Origin of the sequence: Thiobacillus denitrificans DSM 12475, from assembly GCF_000376425.1 — a bacterium.
Taxonomy (GTDB): domain Bacteria; phylum Pseudomonadota; class Gammaproteobacteria; order Burkholderiales; family Thiobacillaceae; genus Thiobacillus; species Thiobacillus denitrificans.
This window is the reverse complement of the sequence record NZ_AQWL01000006.1, coordinates 25,208-42,453: the sequence shown is the minus strand read 5'-3', so window position 1 is coordinate 42,453 and position 17,246 is coordinate 25,208. Positions and strand designations below refer to the sequence as shown.

16 protein-coding genes and 1 riboswitch are annotated in these 17,246 nt (G+C 65.3%); of the genes, 10 read left to right on the top strand and 6 right to left on the bottom strand.

Going from position 1 to position 17,246, the window contains the following annotated elements:
• The first annotated feature begins 19 nt into the window (after positions 1-19).
• From B059_RS0111005 to B059_RS0110995, 3 genes are all read left to right on the top strand, one after another.
• Positions 20-1,276: an ATP-binding protein gene (locus tag B059_RS0111005; RefSeq protein WP_018078307.1), complete on the top strand. Its 1,257-nt coding sequence runs from the start codon at positions 20-22 to the stop codon at positions 1,274-1,276.
• Positions 1,273-1,809, top strand: coding sequence for a response regulator transcription factor (locus B059_RS0111000; RefSeq protein WP_026177460.1), 537 nt, complete (start codon positions 1,273-1,275; stop codon positions 1,807-1,809). Before B059_RS0111005 ends, B059_RS0111000 begins: the two co-directional genes overlap by 4 nt.
• Before the next feature lie 70 nt (positions 1,810-1,879).
• Entirely contained in the window at positions 1,880-2,563 is a 684-nt protein-coding gene (locus B059_RS0110995) for a tellurite resistance TerB family protein (protein ID WP_018078305.1), read from the top strand.
• Positions 2,564-2,567: 4 nt separating this feature from the next.
• Here B059_RS0110995 and B059_RS0110990 read toward each other — a convergent pair whose 3' ends face one another.
• Positions 2,568-3,398: an undecaprenyl-diphosphate phosphatase gene (locus tag B059_RS0110990; protein WP_026177459.1), complete on the bottom strand. Its 831-nt coding sequence runs from the start codon at positions 3,396-3,398 to the stop codon at positions 2,568-2,570.
• A gap of 66 nt (positions 3,399-3,464) precedes the next feature.
• Positions 3,465-5,408, bottom strand: a complete 1,944-nt coding sequence (gene thiC, locus B059_RS0110985; RefSeq protein WP_018078303.1) for a phosphomethylpyrimidine synthase ThiC — start codon at positions 5,406-5,408, stop codon at positions 3,465-3,467.
• A gap of 156 nt (positions 5,409-5,564) precedes the next feature.
• Positions 5,565-5,671, bottom strand: a riboswitch (TPP riboswitch).
• Positions 5,672-5,743: 72 nt separating this feature from the next.
• On the opposite strand from thiC, the gene B059_RS0110980 reads away from it, so the two are divergent.
• From B059_RS0110980 to B059_RS0110970, 3 genes are read left to right on the top strand one after another with little or no spacing between them, the layout of a single operon-like run.
• Positions 5,744-6,397, top strand: a complete 654-nt coding sequence (locus B059_RS0110980) for a protein-L-isoaspartate O-methyltransferase family protein (RefSeq protein WP_018078302.1) — start codon at positions 5,744-5,746, stop codon at positions 6,395-6,397.
• 3 nt (positions 6,398-6,400) lie between these two features.
• Positions 6,401-6,718, top strand: coding sequence for a rhodanese-like domain-containing protein (locus tag B059_RS0110975; protein WP_018078301.1), 318 nt, complete (start codon positions 6,401-6,403; stop codon positions 6,716-6,718).
• 26 nt (positions 6,719-6,744) lie between these two features.
• Positions 6,745-8,055, top strand: a complete 1,311-nt coding sequence (locus tag B059_RS0110970; protein ID WP_018078300.1) for a TolC family outer membrane protein — start codon at positions 6,745-6,747, stop codon at positions 8,053-8,055.
• 162 nt (positions 8,056-8,217) lie between these two features.
• Here the strand turns inward: B059_RS0110970 and waaA are convergent, their stop codons facing one another.
• On the bottom strand, positions 8,218-9,501 hold the full coding sequence (waaA, locus tag B059_RS0110965; protein ID WP_018078299.1) for a lipid IV(A) 3-deoxy-D-manno-octulosonic acid transferase: 1,284 nt from the start codon (positions 9,499-9,501) through the stop codon (positions 8,218-8,220).
• A 55-nt stretch (positions 9,502-9,556) separates the two neighbouring features.
• On the opposite strand from waaA, the gene B059_RS0110960 reads away from it, so the two are divergent.
• Both B059_RS0110960 and B059_RS20800 read left to right on the top strand, forming a co-directional pair.
• Positions 9,557-10,567 (top strand): NAD-dependent epimerase, encoded by a 1,011-nt coding sequence (locus B059_RS0110960; RefSeq protein WP_018078298.1) that lies wholly within the window; start codon positions 9,557-9,559, stop codon positions 10,565-10,567.
• Positions 10,568-10,614: 47 nt separating this feature from the next.
• On the top strand, positions 10,615-10,953 hold the full coding sequence (locus tag B059_RS20800; RefSeq protein WP_157273679.1) for a hypothetical protein: 339 nt from the start codon (positions 10,615-10,617) through the stop codon (positions 10,951-10,953).
• Between the two features lie 447 nt (positions 10,954-11,400).
• Here the strand turns inward: B059_RS20800 and metK are convergent, their stop codons facing one another.
• Both metK and B059_RS0110950 read right to left on the bottom strand, forming a co-directional pair.
• Positions 11,401-12,579 carry a methionine adenosyltransferase gene (metK, locus tag B059_RS0110955; RefSeq protein WP_018078297.1) on the bottom strand — a complete coding sequence of 393 codons (1,179 nt, stop codon included), beginning with the start codon at positions 12,577-12,579 and terminating at the stop codon, positions 11,401-11,403.
• Positions 12,580-12,615: 36 nt separating this feature from the next.
• Entirely contained in the window at positions 12,616-13,725 is a 1,110-nt protein-coding gene (locus B059_RS0110950; protein ID WP_018078296.1) for a methyltransferase, read from the bottom strand.
• Between the two features lie 191 nt (positions 13,726-13,916).
• Here B059_RS0110950 and B059_RS0110945 point away from each other — a divergent pair, with 191 nt between their 5' ends.
• Together B059_RS0110945 and B059_RS0110940 are read left to right on the top strand one after the other, a co-directional pair.
• A complete protein-coding gene (locus B059_RS0110945) occupies positions 13,917-15,329 on the top strand; it encodes a DHA2 family efflux MFS transporter permease subunit (protein WP_018078295.1) in 1,413 nt (470 codons plus the stop codon).
• A gap of 341 nt (positions 15,330-15,670) precedes the next feature.
• Positions 15,671-16,282, top strand: a complete 612-nt coding sequence (locus B059_RS0110940) for a bactofilin family protein (RefSeq protein WP_018078294.1) — start codon at positions 15,671-15,673, stop codon at positions 16,280-16,282.
• A gap of 207 nt (positions 16,283-16,489) precedes the next feature.
• On the opposite strand, the gene B059_RS0110935 is transcribed toward B059_RS0110940, so the two are convergent.
• Positions 16,490-17,230, bottom strand: coding sequence for a pteridine reductase (locus tag B059_RS0110935; protein ID WP_018078293.1), 741 nt, complete (start codon positions 17,228-17,230; stop codon positions 16,490-16,492).
• Between the last annotated feature and the right edge of the window lie 16 nt (positions 17,231-17,246).

Here is a 17,246-nt window from a genome sequence, read left to right as displayed (position 1 = left end):
CGCGGATTACAATGCCGCCATGCCGTCTGCAACCGATTTCACGCTGTCGTCCACACTGCCCGCGCATGCCCTGCTGGGACGGCTGCTGGCGGTACGCGTATCGCTGCTTGCCGGCTGGGCGGCGGGCATCACCTGGCTGCACTGGGGCATCCACATTCCGGTGCCGCTCCTGCCGATGGGTTCGCTGCTGGCGCTGATGGGGCTGTTTGTTGTGGCCACCGCCTGGCGGCTGCGGCAGGACATTCCCGCCACCCAGATGGAGTTTCTGGCGCATCTGCTGGCCGACCTTTCCCTGTTTGCGCTGCTGCTGTACTTCAGCGGCGGCGCCACCAATCCCTTCGTCTCGCTGATGCTGGTGCCGATCGTCATCGCCGCCATCAGCCTGCGTCCGCGCTGGGTATGGCTGCTGGCGGCGGTGGCGGCCGGCTTCTATACGCTGCTGCTGTTTTTTTACCAGCCGCTGGCGATCTCCGATCCGCTCGCCGCCCACGGCATGCACCTCGGCGGCATGTGGTTCAATTTCCTCGTCAGCGCAGGCCTGATCGCATTTTTCGTCACCCGCATGCACGCCGGATTGCGCGCGCGCGACCAGGAGTTGTCCGCCCTGCGCGAAAAGCAGTTGCGCGACGAACGCATCGTGGCGCTCGGCACCCAGGCCGCGCTGGCGGCGCACGAACTCGCCACCCCGCTCGCCACCATCCAGACCACTGCGCACGAACTCGCCAGCGAGTTCGCCAACGACCCCGACATCGGCAACGACTGCCGCCTGCTCGAACGGCAGGCGCAGGCGTGCAAGCGCATCCTCACCCAGCTCGCCGCCCGCGCGCAGGACGGCACGCCGGCGGCGCAGCCGCTCGACGCCTGGCTTGCCGCGCTGATCGAACGCTGGCAAGTGTTGCGCCCGGATGCGCAGCTGCTGGGCGCGCCGCCGTCCACAAGCCGCAGTTTCAGCCCGCCCGACGGGCTCGAACAGGCGATCCTGAATGTGCTGAACAATGCGGCCGACGCTTCGCCCGATGCGGTTGAATTCAGCGCGGAAATGGACAGCGGCATGCTCGTGATCGACATCGCCGACCGCGGTCCGGGCTTTTCCCCTGAACGCAAAGCGCAGGCCGGGCGCATCCAGTTCAGCAACAAGCCGGGGCGCGGCTGGGGCATGGGGCTGGCGCTCACCCACGCCACGCTGGAACGGCTGGGCGGGACGCTCCTTCTCGACGAACGCGATGGTGGCGGCACCCGCGTGCGCATCACGCTACCCTGGGATCAAACGACATGAGCATGAAACTTCTGATCGTCGAGGACGATGCCGATTTTGCCGCCGCCTTGTCGCGCGCCATGGGCAAGCGCGGCTTCAACGTCGCCCTGGCGCACGACGCCATTGCCGCCGAGGCCGCCGCGGAAGCGTTCGCCCCCAGCCATGCGATCGTCGATCTGAAACTGCCCGGCGACTCGGGGCTGAAAGTCGTTTCGCAGCTTGCCGCGCGCACCCCCGCCCCCGCCATCGTCGTGCTCACCGGCTATGCCAGCATCGCCACCGCGGTCGCGGCGGTACGGCTGGGCGCCCGGCATTACCTGGCCAAGCCGGCGGATGCCGACGAAATCCTCGCCGCGCTGCTGCGTGACCGGCCCGACGATACGGCGCTGGAAGTCAGCCCCGAGCCGCTGTCGGTCGCCCGGCTGGAATGGGAGCACATCCAGAAGGTGCTGAACGAGCACGACGGCAATATCTCGGCCACCGCACGCGCCCTGAAAATGCACCGCCGCACCCTGCAGCGAAAACTCGACAAGCGGCCGCCCAGGGCCGGCTGAAGCGCGCACGGAACTTCGCGCCGCTGCGGCAGGTCTGCCAACGACACTGCCATGTTGATGACCTGCCGCCATGAATGCAAAAAACCTGCTCGACCAATTGCTGAGCTCCGGCCAGTCCATGCTGTCGGAAACCCTGGGCAGCCGTGCCGATACGGGCGCGCCCGCCAGGCCCGGCTACGCCAACTTCGGCACCGGCATGCTCGCCGGCGGCGTGCTGGGACTGCTGCTGGGTGATAAACGGGTGCGCAAATTCGGCGGCAAGGCATTGGCCTACGGCGGCGCCGCGGCGCTCGGCGCGCTGGCGTTCCGTGCCTACAGCGACTGGCAGCGAGGGAAGTCCGCGCCGGGCGCAGCGGGCGCCGCGCCCACGCAATTTCTGCCGGCGCCGGCATCGGAAGACCACAGCCGCGCGGTGCTGAAAGCACTGATCGCCGCCGCCAAGTCGGACGGCCATATCGACACGCGCGAGCGCGGCCTGATCGAAGACAAGCTTGCTGCGCTGGCCGACGACCCCGCGCTGCGCAGCTGGATCGACGCCGAAGTGGCGCGCCCGCTCGACCCGGCCGACGTGGCTGCCGCCGCCGGATCGATGGAAGTCGCGAGCGAGATGTACCTGGTGAGCGTGCTCGCGGTGGATGCCGAAAGCTTCATGGAGCGCGCCTACCTCGACGAACTGGGGCGCAAGCTCAATCTTCCGGACGACCTGAAACTGCAGCTTGAAACCGAAGCAACGCAAGCGCTCGCCGCGGCCTGAATGCTCAGTGCCCGGCGCCCCAGTCGACCACCCCGAAATAGGCCGTCGCCAGCACCACCCCGCCGAACACGATGCGGTACCAGGCGAACAGGGTGTAGTCGTGACGGCTGACGAACTTGATCAGCGTGCGCACCGCGATCAGGGCGCTGACGAACGCCGCCACCCCGCCGACCATGAACAGCGGGACGTCGTGCACGTCGAACAGGCGCCAGTTCTTGTAAAGGTCGTACGCCGTAGCGGCGAACATGGTGGGGATGGCGAGGAAGAACGAAAACTCCGCCGCCGCCTTACGCGATAGTCCGAGGAACAGCCCGCCGATGATGGTCGCGCCCGAACGCGAGGTGCCGGGGATCATCGCCAGCGCCTGCGCGAAGCCCACCGCCAGCGCGCGGCGCCAGTCGAGGTCGTCCACCGTCGGCGTGGCGACCACGTGGCGTCTCCGTTCCGCCCACAGGATCAGCACGCCGCCAATCACCAGCGCCGATGCCACCACGATGGGGTTGAACAGATAGCCCTTGATCTCTTTGTAGAACAGGAAGCCCAGCACCGCCGCCGGCAGAAAGCCCGCCATCAGGTTGACCGCCAGCCGCCGCGATGCCGGCTCGGTGTGCAGCGTCACTGCCACGTGCGAGAGCCGCATCCGGTATTCCCACAACACCGCAAATATCGCCGCCAGCTGGATCGCGATCATGAACACCTTGGCCTTCTCGCCGTTGAAGCCCAGCAGCTGCCCGGCGAGGATCAGGTGCCCGGTGCTGGAAATCGGCAGGAATTCGGTGACGCCTTCGACCAGACCGAGGATGAGGGCATTCAGCAGCAGGGTGGGGTCGGTCATGGCGACGTTCTGGACATAAAAAAGGCGCGCCAAAAGGGCGCGCCTGCGGATTATACGCGGCGCGGATTACACCTTGCGATAGACCTCGGCGCCCTGCTGCACGAACTCCACCGCCTTCACTTCCATGCCCTTCGCCAGCGCCGCGGCCTCGTCGAGGCCTTCCCTGGCGGCATACTCGCGCACGTCCTGGGTGATCTTCATCGAGCAGAAGTGCGGGCCGCACATCGAGCAGAAGTGCGCGACCTTGGCCGATTCCTTGGGCAGCGTCTCGTCGTGGAAGGATTTCGCCTTGTCGGGGTCGAGGCCGAGGTTGAACTGGTCGTCCCACCTGAATTCGAAGCGCGCCTTGGACAGCGCGTTGTCGCGGATCTGCGCGCCGGGGTGACCCTTGGCGAGATCGGCCGCATGCGCGGCGAGCTTGTAGGTGATGATGCCTTCCTTCACATCATCCTTGTCCGGCAGGCCGAGGTGTTCCTTCGGCGTGACGTAGCACAACATCGCGGTGCCGTACCAGCCGATCATCGCGGCGCCGATGCCGGACGTGATGTGGTCGTAGCCGGGCGCAATGTCGGTGGTCAGCGGGCCGAGGGTGTAGAACGGCGCCTCGGAACAGGATTCCAGCTGGATGTCCATGTTCTCCTTGATGAGCTGCATCGGCACGTGGCCGGGGCCTTCGATCATCACCTGCACGTCATGCTTCCACGCCACCTGGGTGAGCTCGCCGAGCGTGCGCAGTTCGGAGAGCTGTGCTTCGTCGTTGGCATCATAAATGGAGCCGGGACGCAGGCCGTCGCCGAGCGAGAAGGCGACATCGTAGGCCTTCATGATTTCGCAGATGTCCTCGAAGTGCGTGTAGAGGAAGCTCTCCTTGTGGTGCGCGAGGCACCACTTGGCCATGATCGAGCCGCCGCGCGAGACGATGCCGGTCAGGCGGTTGGCGGTCATCGGCACGTAGCGCAGCAGCACGCCAGCGTGGATGGTGAAGTAGTCGACGCCCTGCTCGGCCTGTTCGATCAACGTGTCGCGGAACATCTCCCAGGTCAGTTCTTCCGCCTTGCCGTCGACCTTCTCCAGCGCCTGGTAGATCGGCACTGTTCCAATGGGTACGGGCGAATTGCGGATGATCCACTCGCGCGTCTCATGGATGTTCTTGCCGGTGGACAGGTCCATCACGGTGTCGCCGCCCCAGCGGATCGCCCAGGTCATCTTCTCGACTTCTTCCTGGATACTGGAGCCCAGCGCCGAGTTGCCGATGTTGGCGTTGATCTTCACCAGGAAATTGCGGCCGATGATCATCGGCTCGGATTCGGGGTGGTTGATGTTGTTGGGGATGATGGCACGGCCGCGCGCGACCTCGTCGCGCACGAATTCGGGGGTGATCTCGTTCTGCAGGCTGGCCCCGAAGTTCTGCCCCGGATGCTGGCGGTTCATCAGCGCGGCGAGCTTCGCCCCCTGCGGACCGGAGGCCTTCAGCGATTCCAGGTAGGCGGCGCGGTTGTTGTTCTCGCGGATCGCGATGAATTCCATCTCCGGCGTGACGATGCCCTGCCGCGCGTAGTGCATCTGCGAAACGTTCATCCCGGCCTTGGCGCGGCGCGGGGTGCGATGCAGGCCGGGGAAGCGCATCGCGGCAAGCGCCGGGTTGGCCGCCTGCTGGCGGCCGTATTCCGAACTCAGGTCGGACAGGATTTCGGTGTCGCCGCGCGACTCGATCCAGCGCGTGCGCAGCGCCGGCAGGCCGGTGCGGATGTCGATTTTCGCGGCCGGGTCGGTGTAGGGGCCGGAGCAGTCGTAGACGAAGATCGGCGGGTTGGGCTCGGAGCGGGCGGCACCGGAGCCGGATTCGCCGCTGAACATCAGCGGCGTGTCGGCCTGGCTGATTTCGCGCATCGGCACACGGATGTCGGGCTGGCTGCCCTCGACGTAGATCTTGCGCGAATTGGGCAGGGGCTGCACCGCGGCCTCGTCGACGTGGGCAGTGGCAGCGAGGAATTGAGGGTTGGCGTTCATGTGGCGCTCCGGAAAACAGGAGGCGTCAGATCGGCCTCGCTGGAATGGCAATGGAGGCTGGGAATCAGCCTCGCTAAATTCAATGCAGGAGGCTGTGAATCAGCCTCGCTGGTTCAACGCAGAGGCTGTAAATCAGCCTCGCTAATTCCAATGAAGGAGGCTGTACATCAGCCTCCCTACGGCGGTCTCAACCGCATCAGGTTCGAAGGGTATGTCTCACTCCATCCGGTGCAACCGCCGGCTGGAGACCCCTGGCAAGCGGCTCAAGGTAGCCGAAATGTGGAATAATTGCAAGGCAAGACCCCATCTAACTTATTGATATTCAAGGGTACCGCATGGACATCGAGCAGGCGCGCTACAACATGGTGGAGCAGCAGATCCGCCCCTGGGATGTGCTGGATCAGGAGGTGCTCGACCTTTTGTTCAAGGTGCGCCGCGAGGATTTCGTGCCGCAGGCGCACCGTGCACTGGCTTTTGTCGACATGGAAATTCCGCTTGGCCATGGCCAGGCGATGTGGACGCCCAAGCTGGAAGCGCGCGTCATCCAGGAACTGGCGATCCGCGCCACCGACCGGGTGCTGGAAATCGGCACCGGCAGCGGCTATCTCACTGCCCTGCTGGCGGCCGAAGCCGCCGCGGTGGTGTCGGTCGACATCGTGCCGGAATTCACCGTTGCGGCGACGCAGAAGCTGCACGCGCATGGCTTCGGCAATGTGACGCTGCACACCGGCGACGCCGCCCGCGACTGGCCCGACGAAGCCGGTTTCGACGTGATCGTGCTGACCGGCTCGACTCCGCTGCTGGCGGATGCTTTCCGCCGCCGCCTCAGCGTGGACGGGCGGCTGTTCGCAATTGTCGGGCAGGCGCCCGTCATGGAAGCGCAGCTCATCACCTGCACCGCACCCGGCGCCACCCGCAGCGTGACCCTGTTCGAAACCTGCGTGGCCTCCCTGCAAAATGCGCCGCATCCGGCCGCGTTCGTATTCTGAGCCATGCGCCAGCTGCGCCCTGCCGAACTCGCCGTCCACCTGCAGACCGGACACGCGCCGGTGCTGCTCGACGTGCGCGAGCCGTGGGAATGGAATCTCTGTCATCTGCCCGGAGCCATCCTGATCCCGATGCGCGAGCTGCCCGCGCGCCTGCAGGAACTGGACAAGAACGCCGAAACCGTGGTCATCTGCCATCATGGCGTGCGCAGCTATCACGCCGCCCGCTATCTTGAGACACTGGGTTTCGGCGACGTGGTCAACCTGTCGGGCGGCGTGGCCGCCTGGGCCGACGAGGTCGATCCGGCCATGCCGCGCTATTGACTCCCGATACAAGAACTGGATCCATCATGCCATTCAAGCCCCTGTTTCTTGCCCTGACGCTGGCACTGGCACCCGCCGCCCACGCAGCGAACCTGTCCGACATCTTCCGCGACGCGCAGGCCTACGACGCCCAGTACGCCGCCGCCCGCGCCGCCTGGCAGGCCGGCCAGGAAAAAGCCGCGCAGGGCCGCGCCGGCCTGCTGCCCAACGTCAACCTGGGCGGCAACCTGCGCTACAACAATGTCGATTCCAGCCTCAGCGGCGGCGACGCCGATTTCGCCTCCAACGGCCTGTCCGTCAACGCCGCGCAGCCGCTGTTCCGCCGGCAGAATCAGGTGCTGTACGAACAGTCCAAGGGCCAGGTGAAAATCGCCGGGATGCAGTTCGATGTGGCCGCGCAGGACCTGATCCTGCGCGTCGCGCAGGCCTATTTCGACGTGCTGCAGTCGCAGGACAACATCGACTTCATCAATGCGCAAAAGGCCGCCATCACCGAACAGCTGGCCGCCGCCAAACGCAACTTCGAAGTCGGCACCGCCACCATCACCGACACCCACGAAGCGCAGGCACGCTACGACCTCGCGGTAGCGCAGGAAATTGCCGAACGGAACAGTCTCGACATCCGCCTGCGCACGCTGGAAAAGCTGATCGGCAAGCCGGCGGGCGCGCTCGACATACTGATCGAGCCGGCGCAGCTGAAGGCCGAATCCGACAACATCGACGACTGGGCCGCACGCGCCGCCGACGGCAACCTGCAGGCCGAGATCCAGCGCATCGCCAAAACCATCGCCGACCAGGAAGTCGAGCGCAACCGCGCCGGCCACTACCCCACGCTCGATGCGGTGGCCGGCTACACCGTCAACAACAAGCAGAATTTCGGCACCACGCAGGTGGACACCCGCATCGCCAGCATCGGACTGGAACTCAACCTGCCGATCTACCAGGGCGGACTCACCAGCTCGCGCGTGCGCGAAGCCGTCGCCAACCAGGAAAAGGCGCGCCAGGATCTGGAAAACGCCACCCGCGAGGCCAGCCTGCAGGCCCGCCAGGCCTGGCTCAACGTCAGCAGCGGCGTCGCCCGCGTGCAGGCGCTGGAACAGGCGCTTACCTCCAGCAAGGCGCAGCTCGAATCCACCAAGCTCGGCCTGCAGGTCGGCGTACGCACCAACCTCGACGTGCTCAACGCCGAGCAGCAGGTGCTGTCCGCGCGCCGCGACCTCGCCGGCGCGCGTTATGCCTACCTGCTGTCCGGGCTGTCGCTCAAGGCCGCCGCCGGCAGCCTTGGCCCGGCCGACCTGGCCGAAATCGACCGGCACCTGAAACCCGCGGCGCAGTAACACGGCACAGCAAGCCGCCCATCGCGGCGAGCACCCGGAGGGGATAAAGGCGCCGGTGCGTGCCTGTTGCCGATTGAGCGGCTACAACCACGGCCAGCCCTTTATGCCCTTTGGGGTGCTTGCGGGTGCTCTACCTGTAGCAGGCCCGCCGCGCGCCGATCATCATTGCGCCGTCTTCAGCAACGGCGACACAAGCCCCGCCACCCGCGCCGCCGCGCCGCGATGGTGCGCGGCAAACGCCAGCCCGGCCGCGCCCATGCGGGCGCGTGCCGCATCATCGCCCAGCAGCTGCAGTGCGCGCTCCAGCAGCTCGCCGGCATCGTTCACCCGCACCGCCGCGCCCGCCTCGATCGCCCGCCGCGTCGCCTCCTCGAAATTGAAGGTGTGCGGCCCCACCAGCACCGGCCGCCCCACGCTCGCCGCCTCGATCAGGTTCTGCCCGCCCAGCGGCAGCAGACTGCCGCCGACGAAGGCGACATCGCACGCGGCGTAATAGGCGAACAATTCGCCGAGGCTGTCGCCCAGCAGCACCCGTGTGCCGGCTTGCAGTTGCGCCCCGTCCAGCGCGCTGCGCCGCTGATATGCCAGCCCCGCCGCTTCGATCAATCCGGCCACCGCGTCGAAACGCTGCGGATGGCGCGGCACCAGCACCAGCAGCAGCCCGGCCGGTGCGGCTGCGGCAAACGCGCGCAGCAGCGGCGCCTCCTCGCCTTCGCGCGTACTCGCCGCCAGCAGCACCGGGCGCTGTCCCCATTGCACCGTCCAGGCTGCGCCGCGTTCGAGCAGCGCAGGCGGCGGCGCGATGTCGAACTTGAGATTGCCGCTGACATGCGTCGACGCGGCGCCCAGCCCGAGCAGGCGCGCGGCGTCGGCCTCGCTCTGCGCGGCGACGGTGGCGATGCGCGCGAGGCACGCCCGCGTCAGCGCCGGCAGCCGCGTGTAGCCGCGCGCCGAGCGCACCGACAGCCGCGCGTTCGCCAACACCATGGGAATCCTGCGGCGCGCCGCGGCATGGATGAGATTGGGCCACAGCTCGGTCTCCATCAGGATGCCGGCACGCGGCTGCATGCGGCGCAGGAAGCGGCGCACCAGCCAGGTGTAGTCGTAGGGCAGATAGACGATGGCCGCAAAGCTGCCATACAGCGCTTCGGCGGTGGCGCGCCCGGTCGGCGTCATGCAGCTGAGCAGCACCGGGGCATCCGGGTGCGCGGCGCGCAGGGCGGCGATCAGCGGCTGCGCCGCGCGCATCTCGCCGACCGACACCGCATGGATCCACAGCGCGCCGGCCGCCGGCGCAGGGCCGAGCGCCAGCCGTTCGTTCCAGTGTTGCAGGTAGCCGCGCTCGCGGCGGCCACGCCACAACAGGCGTAGCGGAATCAGCGGCGCTGCCAGCAGCAGGACCAGCCGGTAGATCGTCCAGTCGAATAGCAGGCGCAGGGTGGGCATCGCCGGATTGTAAAGGCGCCGATGCTAGAATCGATGCCACCTTGGAGGCCAGATCATGAAAATCCTGCTCACCGGCGCCGCCGGATTCATCGGCATGCACGTCGCACAGATCCTGCTCAAACGCGGCGACGAGGTCATCGGCATCGACAACCTCAACGACTACTACGACACGGCGCTCAAGCTGGCGCGGCTGGAGCAGCTGAAGCCCTTCCCCAACTTCCGCTTCCTCAAGGACGACATCTCCGACCGCATGATGATGGAGGATCTGTTCGAGAAGGGCCACTTCGACGCCGTCATCAACCTCGCCGCGCAGGCCGGCGTGCGTTACTCGCTGAAGAATCCGCACGCCTACGTGCAGTCGAACATCGTCGGCTTCGCCAACCTGCTCGAAGGCTGCCGCCACCACGGCGTCAAGCACTTCGTCTACGCCAGCTCGTCTTCCGTGTATGGCGCCAACACCAAGATCCCGTTCTCCACCCACGACCCGGTCAACCACCCGGTGAGCCTGTATGCCGCCAGCAAGAAGGCCAACGAGCTGATGGCGCACACCTACTCGCACCTCTACGGCCTGCCCACCACGGGGCTGCGCTACTTCACCGTCTACGGCCCGTGGGGCCGGCCCGACATGTCGCCGTGGCTGTTCACTTCAGCCATATTGGAAGGCCGCACCATCGACGTCTTCAACCACGGCGACATGATGCGCGACTTCACCTACATCGACGACATCGCCGACGGCACCGTGAAAGTGCTCGACCGCATCCCGCAACCCAACCCCGACTTCGACCACGCCAACCCCGACCCGGCATCGAGCCACGCACCCTACCGCGTCTACAACATCGGCAACCACACTCCGGTGCAACTGATGGATTTCATCGGCACCATCGAGAAGGCGCTGGGGCAGGAGGCGAAGAAGAACTTCCTGCCGATGCAGGACGGCGACGTGCAGGCGACTTACGCGGACGTCGACGACCTCATCCGCGACACCGGCTTCAAGCCGGCGACATCGCTGGAGTATGGGATCGGGAAGTGGGTGGAGTGGTATCGGGGGTACAAGCGCTTAGATTGAAAGCGGGTTATTGATTTTGAACCTGCGGCAGATTTCGAGGAGAGACGATGGATTTAAAAGACTTTGTTTCAGAGACGCTTCAACAAATCGTTGAAGGCGTAAAAGCCGCTCAAGATTCAGTTCAGCAATCCGGAGCTTCAATCAACCCGAACCTTCTCGGCGACTATAAGGAACATGCAAAGCATGGATTACTACTTTCTGGGACGGGGAAGGTCGCACAACTTGTTCAGTTCGACGTGGCACTAGAAGTAAAGGAGGACACAGGAACAAAAGGTGGCATCGGAGTTGTTGCTGGAGTTTTCGCGCTTGGCAGCCAGGGGCAATCTAATACCGAAAACAGTTCACTTAGCCGAGTGAAATTCTGTATTCCCCTCTCGCTGGCATAGCAGCCGAACCTTTCGACGCCTGGCATACGCAGTTGTATGCGCAGCGCAATATGGTTCATCTAAGGAGGAAATCAGCTATGGGATTACGTGATACATGAAGACTGGAGACAATACCGATTGTGGGACTTCGTGGCAGACATAAATTCTGATGGCGCCGTAACCATCAGTGATATTTGGCTCTGGTTTAAGTGGCTTTATTTCATGCCAGGGGACTCGATCGTATCTAATATCGGACCAACTAATTTAGGTAGGTTCCTAGAAATGACTCCAGATAGCTATGGTGGCTTCGGCTCCGGAGTCATGTCCTTGTTTCTGTGGCTCTTGCTAATTCATGTTGTAGCCACAACTTACGAAAAAGTGGCCGCTCTGTTTACAAATGGGGTCCGACACGATTGATTTTCTGGTTTGAAAACAAACGCACTGCCCAACCCCAACACCCAACCCGCATCAGCCCTTGTACCCCGTCAGCTTCTCCGCCTGATCCGTACGCTCCCAGGTGAACTCCGGCTCGGCCCGACCGAAATGCCCGTACGCTGCGGTCTTCCGGTAGATGGGCCGTCTCAGGTCGAGGCTTTCGATGATGCCGCGCGGGGTGAGCCTGAAGCTGCAGCGCACCATGTCTTCCAGCTTTTCATCGGATACGGTTCCGGTGCCGTAGGTATCGACCAGCAGGGACACCGGCTCGGCGACGCCGATGGCGTAGGCCAGCTGCACCAGGCATCGTTTGGCATAGCCTGCCGCGACGAGGTTCTTGGCGATGTAGCGCGCCATGTAGGCGGCCGAGCGGTCGACCTTGGTGGGATCCTTGCCGGAAAACGCACCGCCGCCGTGCGGGCAGGAGCCGCCGTAGGTGTCGACGATGATCTTGCGGCCGGTGAGGCCGGTGTCGCCGTTGGGGCCGCCGATTTCGAACGGACCGGCGGGGTTCACCCACAGCCTGAAGGTCGGCGTGCGCAGCTCGGCCGGCACGAGGGGGTCGACGATTTCGCGCGCAACTTCCTGCGCGACCCAGGCGGGGTCGAGGCCACGCGCGATCTGGGTGGAGATGATCACGGTTTCGACGCCGGCCATCTTGTTGCCTTCGTAGGCCACGGTGACCTGGCTTTTTGCGTCGGGACGCAGCCACGGCAAGACGCCGGACTTGCGCAGCGCGGCCTGCTTTTGCACCAGCCGGTGCGCGAGCCAGAGGGGATAGGGCATCAGGTCGGGGGTTTCGTCGCAGGCGTAGCCGAACATCAGGCCCTGGTCGCCGGCGCCGATGTCGCCGCCTTCGAGGGTGATGCCTTTGTGAATCTGGATCGACTGGTGGTTGAAGCGGACCTGCACTTCGCAGGCGTCGGGGTCGATGCCGGTTTCGGCGTCACGGTAGCCGATGTCACGCAGGACTTGGCGGGCGATGGATTCGGCGCGGGCCCGCACCTCGTCGAACAGCTCCTTGCGCACGGTTTTGAATTCGCCGGTGATCACCACCAGGTTGTCGGCCACCAGCGTTTCACAGGCGACCTTGGCCTCGGCTTCTTCAGTCAGGAAAGCGTCGAGGATGGCGTCCGAAATCTGGTCGGCGATCTTGTCCGGATGGCCTTCCGACACGGACTCGGAGGTAAACAGATGGCGGCGGGTATTCATGGTGCATTTTCCTGTAAAGCGTGGGGCGTTTATTGATTAAGCCTTGCGTGCGATGAGGCGCCACAGCGAGGTGACCTCGGCCGCGCGCGCGGCATGCAGCGGGTCGCTGTCGTCCGCGGCGCGGGGATGCGTGGGCCGGGTGTCCATCCGCTCCACCACGCTCAATCCGGCTGCATCGAACGCGGCGAGCAAGCTCTCGCGGCTGCGCAGCCCCAGATGTTCGGCCAGGTCCGACAGGATCAGCCAGCCTTCGCCGCCCGGCTCCAGATGCGCCGCCAGCCCGTTCAGGAAGCCCCGCAGCATGCGGCTGTCCGGGTCGTAGATCGCATGTTCGAGCGGCGAGTTGGCGCGCGCGGGTAGCCACGGCGGATTGCAGATGATAAGCGGTGCGCGCCCTTGCGGGAACAGATCGGCCTCGATCACATCCACCCGCCCCGCGAGTCCAAGCCGGGCGACATTCTGGCGTGCACACGCCAGGGCGCGCGGGTCCTGGTCGGTGGCAACGACATGCTTGACCCCGCGCTTGGCCAGCAGCGCCGCCAGCACGCCGGTTCCGGTGCCGATGTCGAAAGCCAGCTTCGATGTCGGCAGTGGCGCCGCGGCCACCAGCTTCAGATATTCGCCGCGCACCGGCGAAAACACCCCATAGTGCGGATGAATGCGCTCGCCGAGTTCGGGGATATCCACGCCTTTCTTGCGCCATTCGTGGGCGCCGATCACGCCGAGCAATTCGCGCAGCGAAACCACCGAGGGCTCCTCCCCCACGCCGTAGGCTTCGGCGCAGGCTTCTTTGACATTCGGCGCGCGGCGCAAGGGAATGCTGAAATCCGCCTCCAGCGGCAGCAGCAGCATCCCCAGGGTGCGGGCGCGCTGGGACTGGGCCTGACGATGAAAATTGAAGGCCTCGGCCGGCGACGACGCAGGCTTGCGTGGCTTGCGGTCGATGCGGCGCGCCATGGCCTGCAGCAATTGGCGCGCATTCTGAAAATCGCCGCGCCACAGCAGCGCGGTGCCCTCGCTGGCCAGACGAAAGGCCGCATCCGCGCTGAGGCGGTCGTCGACGACCATCACGCGCCTGGGCGGCGGCGCGCCACCCTCCGAGCGCCAGCGGGCAGACCGGCTCGCGTCGGCCTCGGTCCAGCTCACAACAGGATCAATCGTGTCAGGCACTGCGGGTCACCACGAAAATAACGGGGAAGAATACATGGGGTCAGTTCAGCCGCGATTATGCGCTGTGTGACGGGACGGCATGGAGGTTAATCCGCCCATACCAGTTGGTTGGGCGCAGGCTGACGTAAACTAGTTTGTCCGGTACTGCCCTACCCCCACCTGCACAGATGAACCCCTCCACGGTCAAAACCTACCTGCCCTGGGTCGTGGCCGTGGCGCTGTTCATGGAACAGCTGGACACCACCATCGTCAATACGGCGGTGCCGGCGATGGCGGAGGGCCTGCAGGTGACGCCCTTGAGCCTGAAGGCGGTGGTGACCAGCTACATCCTGAGCCTGGCAGTGTGCATTCCGGTCAGCGGCTGGATGGCGGACCGCTTCGGCACGCGCCGCGTGTTCGGTATTGCGATCGCTCTCTTCACCCTGTCCTCGATCCTGTGCGGCCTGGCGCAGAACCTGCCGATGCTGGTGGCGGGGCGCATCCTGCAGGGCGTCGGCGCGGCGATGATGATGCCGGTGGGGCGGCTGGCGATCATCCGCACCTTTCCCAAATCGGAGCTGCTGCGGGCGATGAATTTCGTCATCATCCCGGCGCTGATCGGGCCCCTGCTCGGGCCCACGGTCGGCGGCCTGATCGTGCACTGGCTGTCGTGGCACACCATTTTTTTCATCAACGTGCCGGTGGGGCTGATAGCGCTGTGGCTGGCGTATCGCTACATGCCGGATTACCGGGGCGAGACACGGCGCCCGCTGGATGTCGTCGGCCTGGTGCTGTTCGGCAGCGGCGCGGCGCTGCTGTCCTGGCTGCTGGAAATCTTCAGCGAGCACGAACTCGGCACGGCCTCGGCGGCCCTGCTGCTGGCGCTCAGCCTCGGCCTGCTGGCGGCGTATGTCTGGCACGCCCGCCAGGCGCCGCATCCGCTGCTGCGGCTGGGGCTGTTCCGGGTGCGCACCTTCCGCGTCTCGGTGATCGGCGGCTTTCTCACGCGTCTGGGGGTGGGCGGGATGCCGCTCCTGCTGCCGCTGCTTTTCCAGCTCGGCCTGGGGATGCCGGCGTGGCAGTCGGGGCTGCTGATGATGCCGATCGCGGCGGCGGCCATGAGCATGAAGCTTGTCTCCGCGCGGGTGCTGGCGCGCTTTGGCTACCGGCGCATCCTGATCGTGAACACGGTCATGATCGGCGTCGTCGTCTGCCTGTTCTCGCTGGTGGTCCCGGCGATGCCGATCATGCTGATCGTGCTGCTGGGCCTGGCTTTGGGCTTCTTCAATTCGCTGCAATTCACCAGCATGAATTCGCTGGCCTACGCCGACATCGACATTCCCGATTCGAGCGCAGCCAGCACCATCGCCAGTTCGCTGCAGCAGATGTCGATGAGCTTCGGGCTGGCCTGCGGCTCGCTGATCGCCGGCGGGTATCTGGGCGACCTGCCGCAGACCGACCGCGCGGCGGTGACGGCCGCGCTGCACTACGCCTTTCTGACGCTGGGCGGCTTGACGATGCTGTCATCGCTGTCGTTCTGGTCGCTGCGGCCGCGTGATGGCGAAAGCGTCAGCCGGGGAAGCGTGCGCGAGACGATATAGGCGCTGAAATTCACGACAGCGCGGCCGCGGCTTCCCGCAACCGCACCGAACCATTCTGCCCGCCGATACCGGGTGCATGTCGCCATCGGGCGACATGCACAATCCTTCCTATCTTGCTGTTTTATCGAGGAATGATTCAAATCCGCCGGATACGGTGTCGCCATTGAGCGACATTTGGCCCCGTTTTTGCCGCGTACCTGCCTCCATCGGACGCTTTATCTGACTGTTTTTAAAAAGGTTTTCACTGCTGGTGCGCGTATTGCTACGTGCCTCCTGCGGCCAGTTCCGGCCGCAACCACACCAGAGCGTTTTACAACCCAGCACCGAAAGAGACCCATTCCATGCTCAAGACCTTCATGCACTCCGGCAATTCCAGAAACGACACGGCCCGGCCGGGCCATACCGGCTACCCGGCCAAACCGGCCGAATCCCCCAGGCCGGCCGAGACGGTCCGCGAGGAAACCCTGCCGCAGGCTGCCAAATCCACGCGCAACGACGAGGGCAGCAAGCTCATCGTCGGCCCCAACATCAAGCTGAAAGGCTCCGAAATCACCGATTGCGAAATCCTGGTGGTGGAAGGCCGCGTGGAAGCCTCGATGAACAGCCGCGACATCCGTATCGCCGAAGGCGGCATATTTTCGGGCAAGGCCGAGATCGACGTGGCGGAAGTGCGCGGCACCTTCGAGGGCGAACTGACCGCCCGCAAGCGCCTGGTGGTGTATGCCACCGGCCGGGTCAACGGCACGATCCGCTACGGCGCACTGATGGTCGAGGAAGGCGGCGTCATTTCCGGAAACATGGCGATGCATTCCGCCAGCCCCAGCCTGGCCAAGCTTACGGACAGCGCCGCGCAAACCCCGGTGCCCGAAGCGGACGCGGAAAAGACAGCGGCGCTGGAGCAGGCCCATTCCGGCTCTCCATTCGCCGCCCGCGGCCAGAGGCGACAGGCTTGACTCGAGCCGGGGGCAGCGGGCGCTGTCGTCGGCAAACGACAGTGTCGAAGCAAGGCCGCGGGCCGGACCGCAACATCCTGCGCTTCGGCTCACGCAGGGTGGCATCGCGCTTGCGCGCGGTGTGGGCTGATGACGAACTGAACCGCCTCGCGGCGCTGATGCTCTACCGGGTGCTGGCCATGACGAGGCTGCAGGCTTTGGCGCCGGCTAAAGCTTCGCGCTGCGCCCGCCGTCGACCGCCAGGATCTGCCCCGTCACGTAGTGCGTATCCATCGCGAAGAAGCGCACCGCCAGCGCAATGTCGCTGGGATCGCCGGCGCGTTTCAGCATGGTGTGCGAGACAATGCGCTGGCGCGAGACCTCGTCGAAATTCGCATCGCCCTCGGGCCACATGACCGGCCCCGGCGCGATGCCGTTGACGCGTACTTCAGGCGCCAGCTCGCGCGCCAGCGACTTGGTGAGCCCGACCAAGCCGGCCTTGGCGACGGAATAGACGACGTAGCTTTTCATCGGACGGTCGGCGTGGATGTCGGTGATGTTGATGATGCAGCCACGGCGCTTCTTCAGCTCGGGGGCGGCGGCCTGCGACAGGAACATCGGCGCCTTGAGATTGCTGCCCATCAAGTCGGTCCAGTCCTTCTCGGTGATGTCGCCGACGGGAGTGGGATAGAAGCTCGACGCATTGTTGAGCAGCACGTCGAGGCCGCCGAAGGTGGCGACGGTCTGGTGGATCAGGCCGGGCAGGCCGCCGGTGTCGTGCAGGTCGGCCTGGATCAGGGCCACCGAGCCGGGGCGGATGGCGTTGAGTTCGTCCTGCAGCACACGCGCCTCGGTGGCCGAGCTGCGGTAGTGGATCATCAACTGGGCACCGGCCGCGTGCAGCAGGCGCGCCGCTGCCGCGCCTACCCGCCGGGCCCCGCCGGTAATCAATACAACTTTGCCTTGCATCGGGGTTCGCCCTTAT

Excerpts from the sequence above, each read along its gene's own strand:
- B059_RS0110995 (WP_018078305.1), top strand. The coding sequence starts at position 1,880 with ATGAATGCAAAAAACCTGCTCGACCAATTGCTGAGCTCCGGCCAGTCC.
- B059_RS0110970 (WP_018078300.1), top strand. The coding sequence starts at position 6,745 with ATGCCATTCAAGCCCCTGTTTCTTGCCCTGACGCTGGCACTGGCACCC.
- B059_RS0110960 (WP_018078298.1), top strand. The coding sequence starts at position 9,557 with ATGAAAATCCTGCTCACCGGCGCCGCCGGATTCATCGGCATGCACGTC.
- B059_RS20800 (WP_157273679.1), top strand. The coding sequence starts at position 10,615 with ATGGATTTAAAAGACTTTGTTTCAGAGACGCTTCAACAAATCGTTGAA.
- B059_RS0110940 (WP_018078294.1), top strand. The coding sequence starts at position 15,671 with ATGCTCAAGACCTTCATGCACTCCGGCAATTCCAGAAACGACACGGCC.
- B059_RS0110990 (WP_026177459.1), bottom strand. The coding sequence starts at position 3,398 with ATGACCGACCCCACCCTGCTGCTGAATGCCCTCATCCTCGGTCTGGTC.
- B059_RS0110980 (WP_018078302.1), top strand. The coding sequence starts at position 5,744 with ATGGACATCGAGCAGGCGCGCTACAACATGGTGGAGCAGCAGATCCGC.
- metK (WP_018078297.1), bottom strand. The coding sequence starts at position 12,579 with ATGAATACCCGCCGCCATCTGTTTACCTCCGAGTCCGTGTCGGAAGGC.
- B059_RS0110975 (WP_018078301.1), top strand. The coding sequence starts at position 6,401 with ATGCGCCAGCTGCGCCCTGCCGAACTCGCCGTCCACCTGCAGACCGGA.
- B059_RS0110935 (WP_018078293.1), bottom strand. The coding sequence starts at position 17,230 with ATGCAAGGCAAAGTTGTATTGATTACCGGCGGGGCCCGGCGGGTAGGC.
- waaA (WP_018078299.1), bottom strand. The coding sequence starts at position 9,501 with ATGCCCACCCTGCGCCTGCTATTCGACTGGACGATCTACCGGCTGGTC.
- B059_RS0111005 (WP_018078307.1), top strand. The coding sequence starts at position 20 with ATGCCGTCTGCAACCGATTTCACGCTGTCGTCCACACTGCCCGCGCAT.
- thiC (WP_018078303.1), bottom strand. The coding sequence starts at position 5,408 with ATGAACGCCAACCCTCAATTCCTCGCTGCCACTGCCCACGTCGACGAG.
- B059_RS0111000 (WP_026177460.1), top strand. The coding sequence starts at position 1,273 with ATGAGCATGAAACTTCTGATCGTCGAGGACGATGCCGATTTTGCCGCC.
- B059_RS0110945 (WP_018078295.1), top strand. The coding sequence starts at position 13,917 with ATGAACCCCTCCACGGTCAAAACCTACCTGCCCTGGGTCGTGGCCGTG.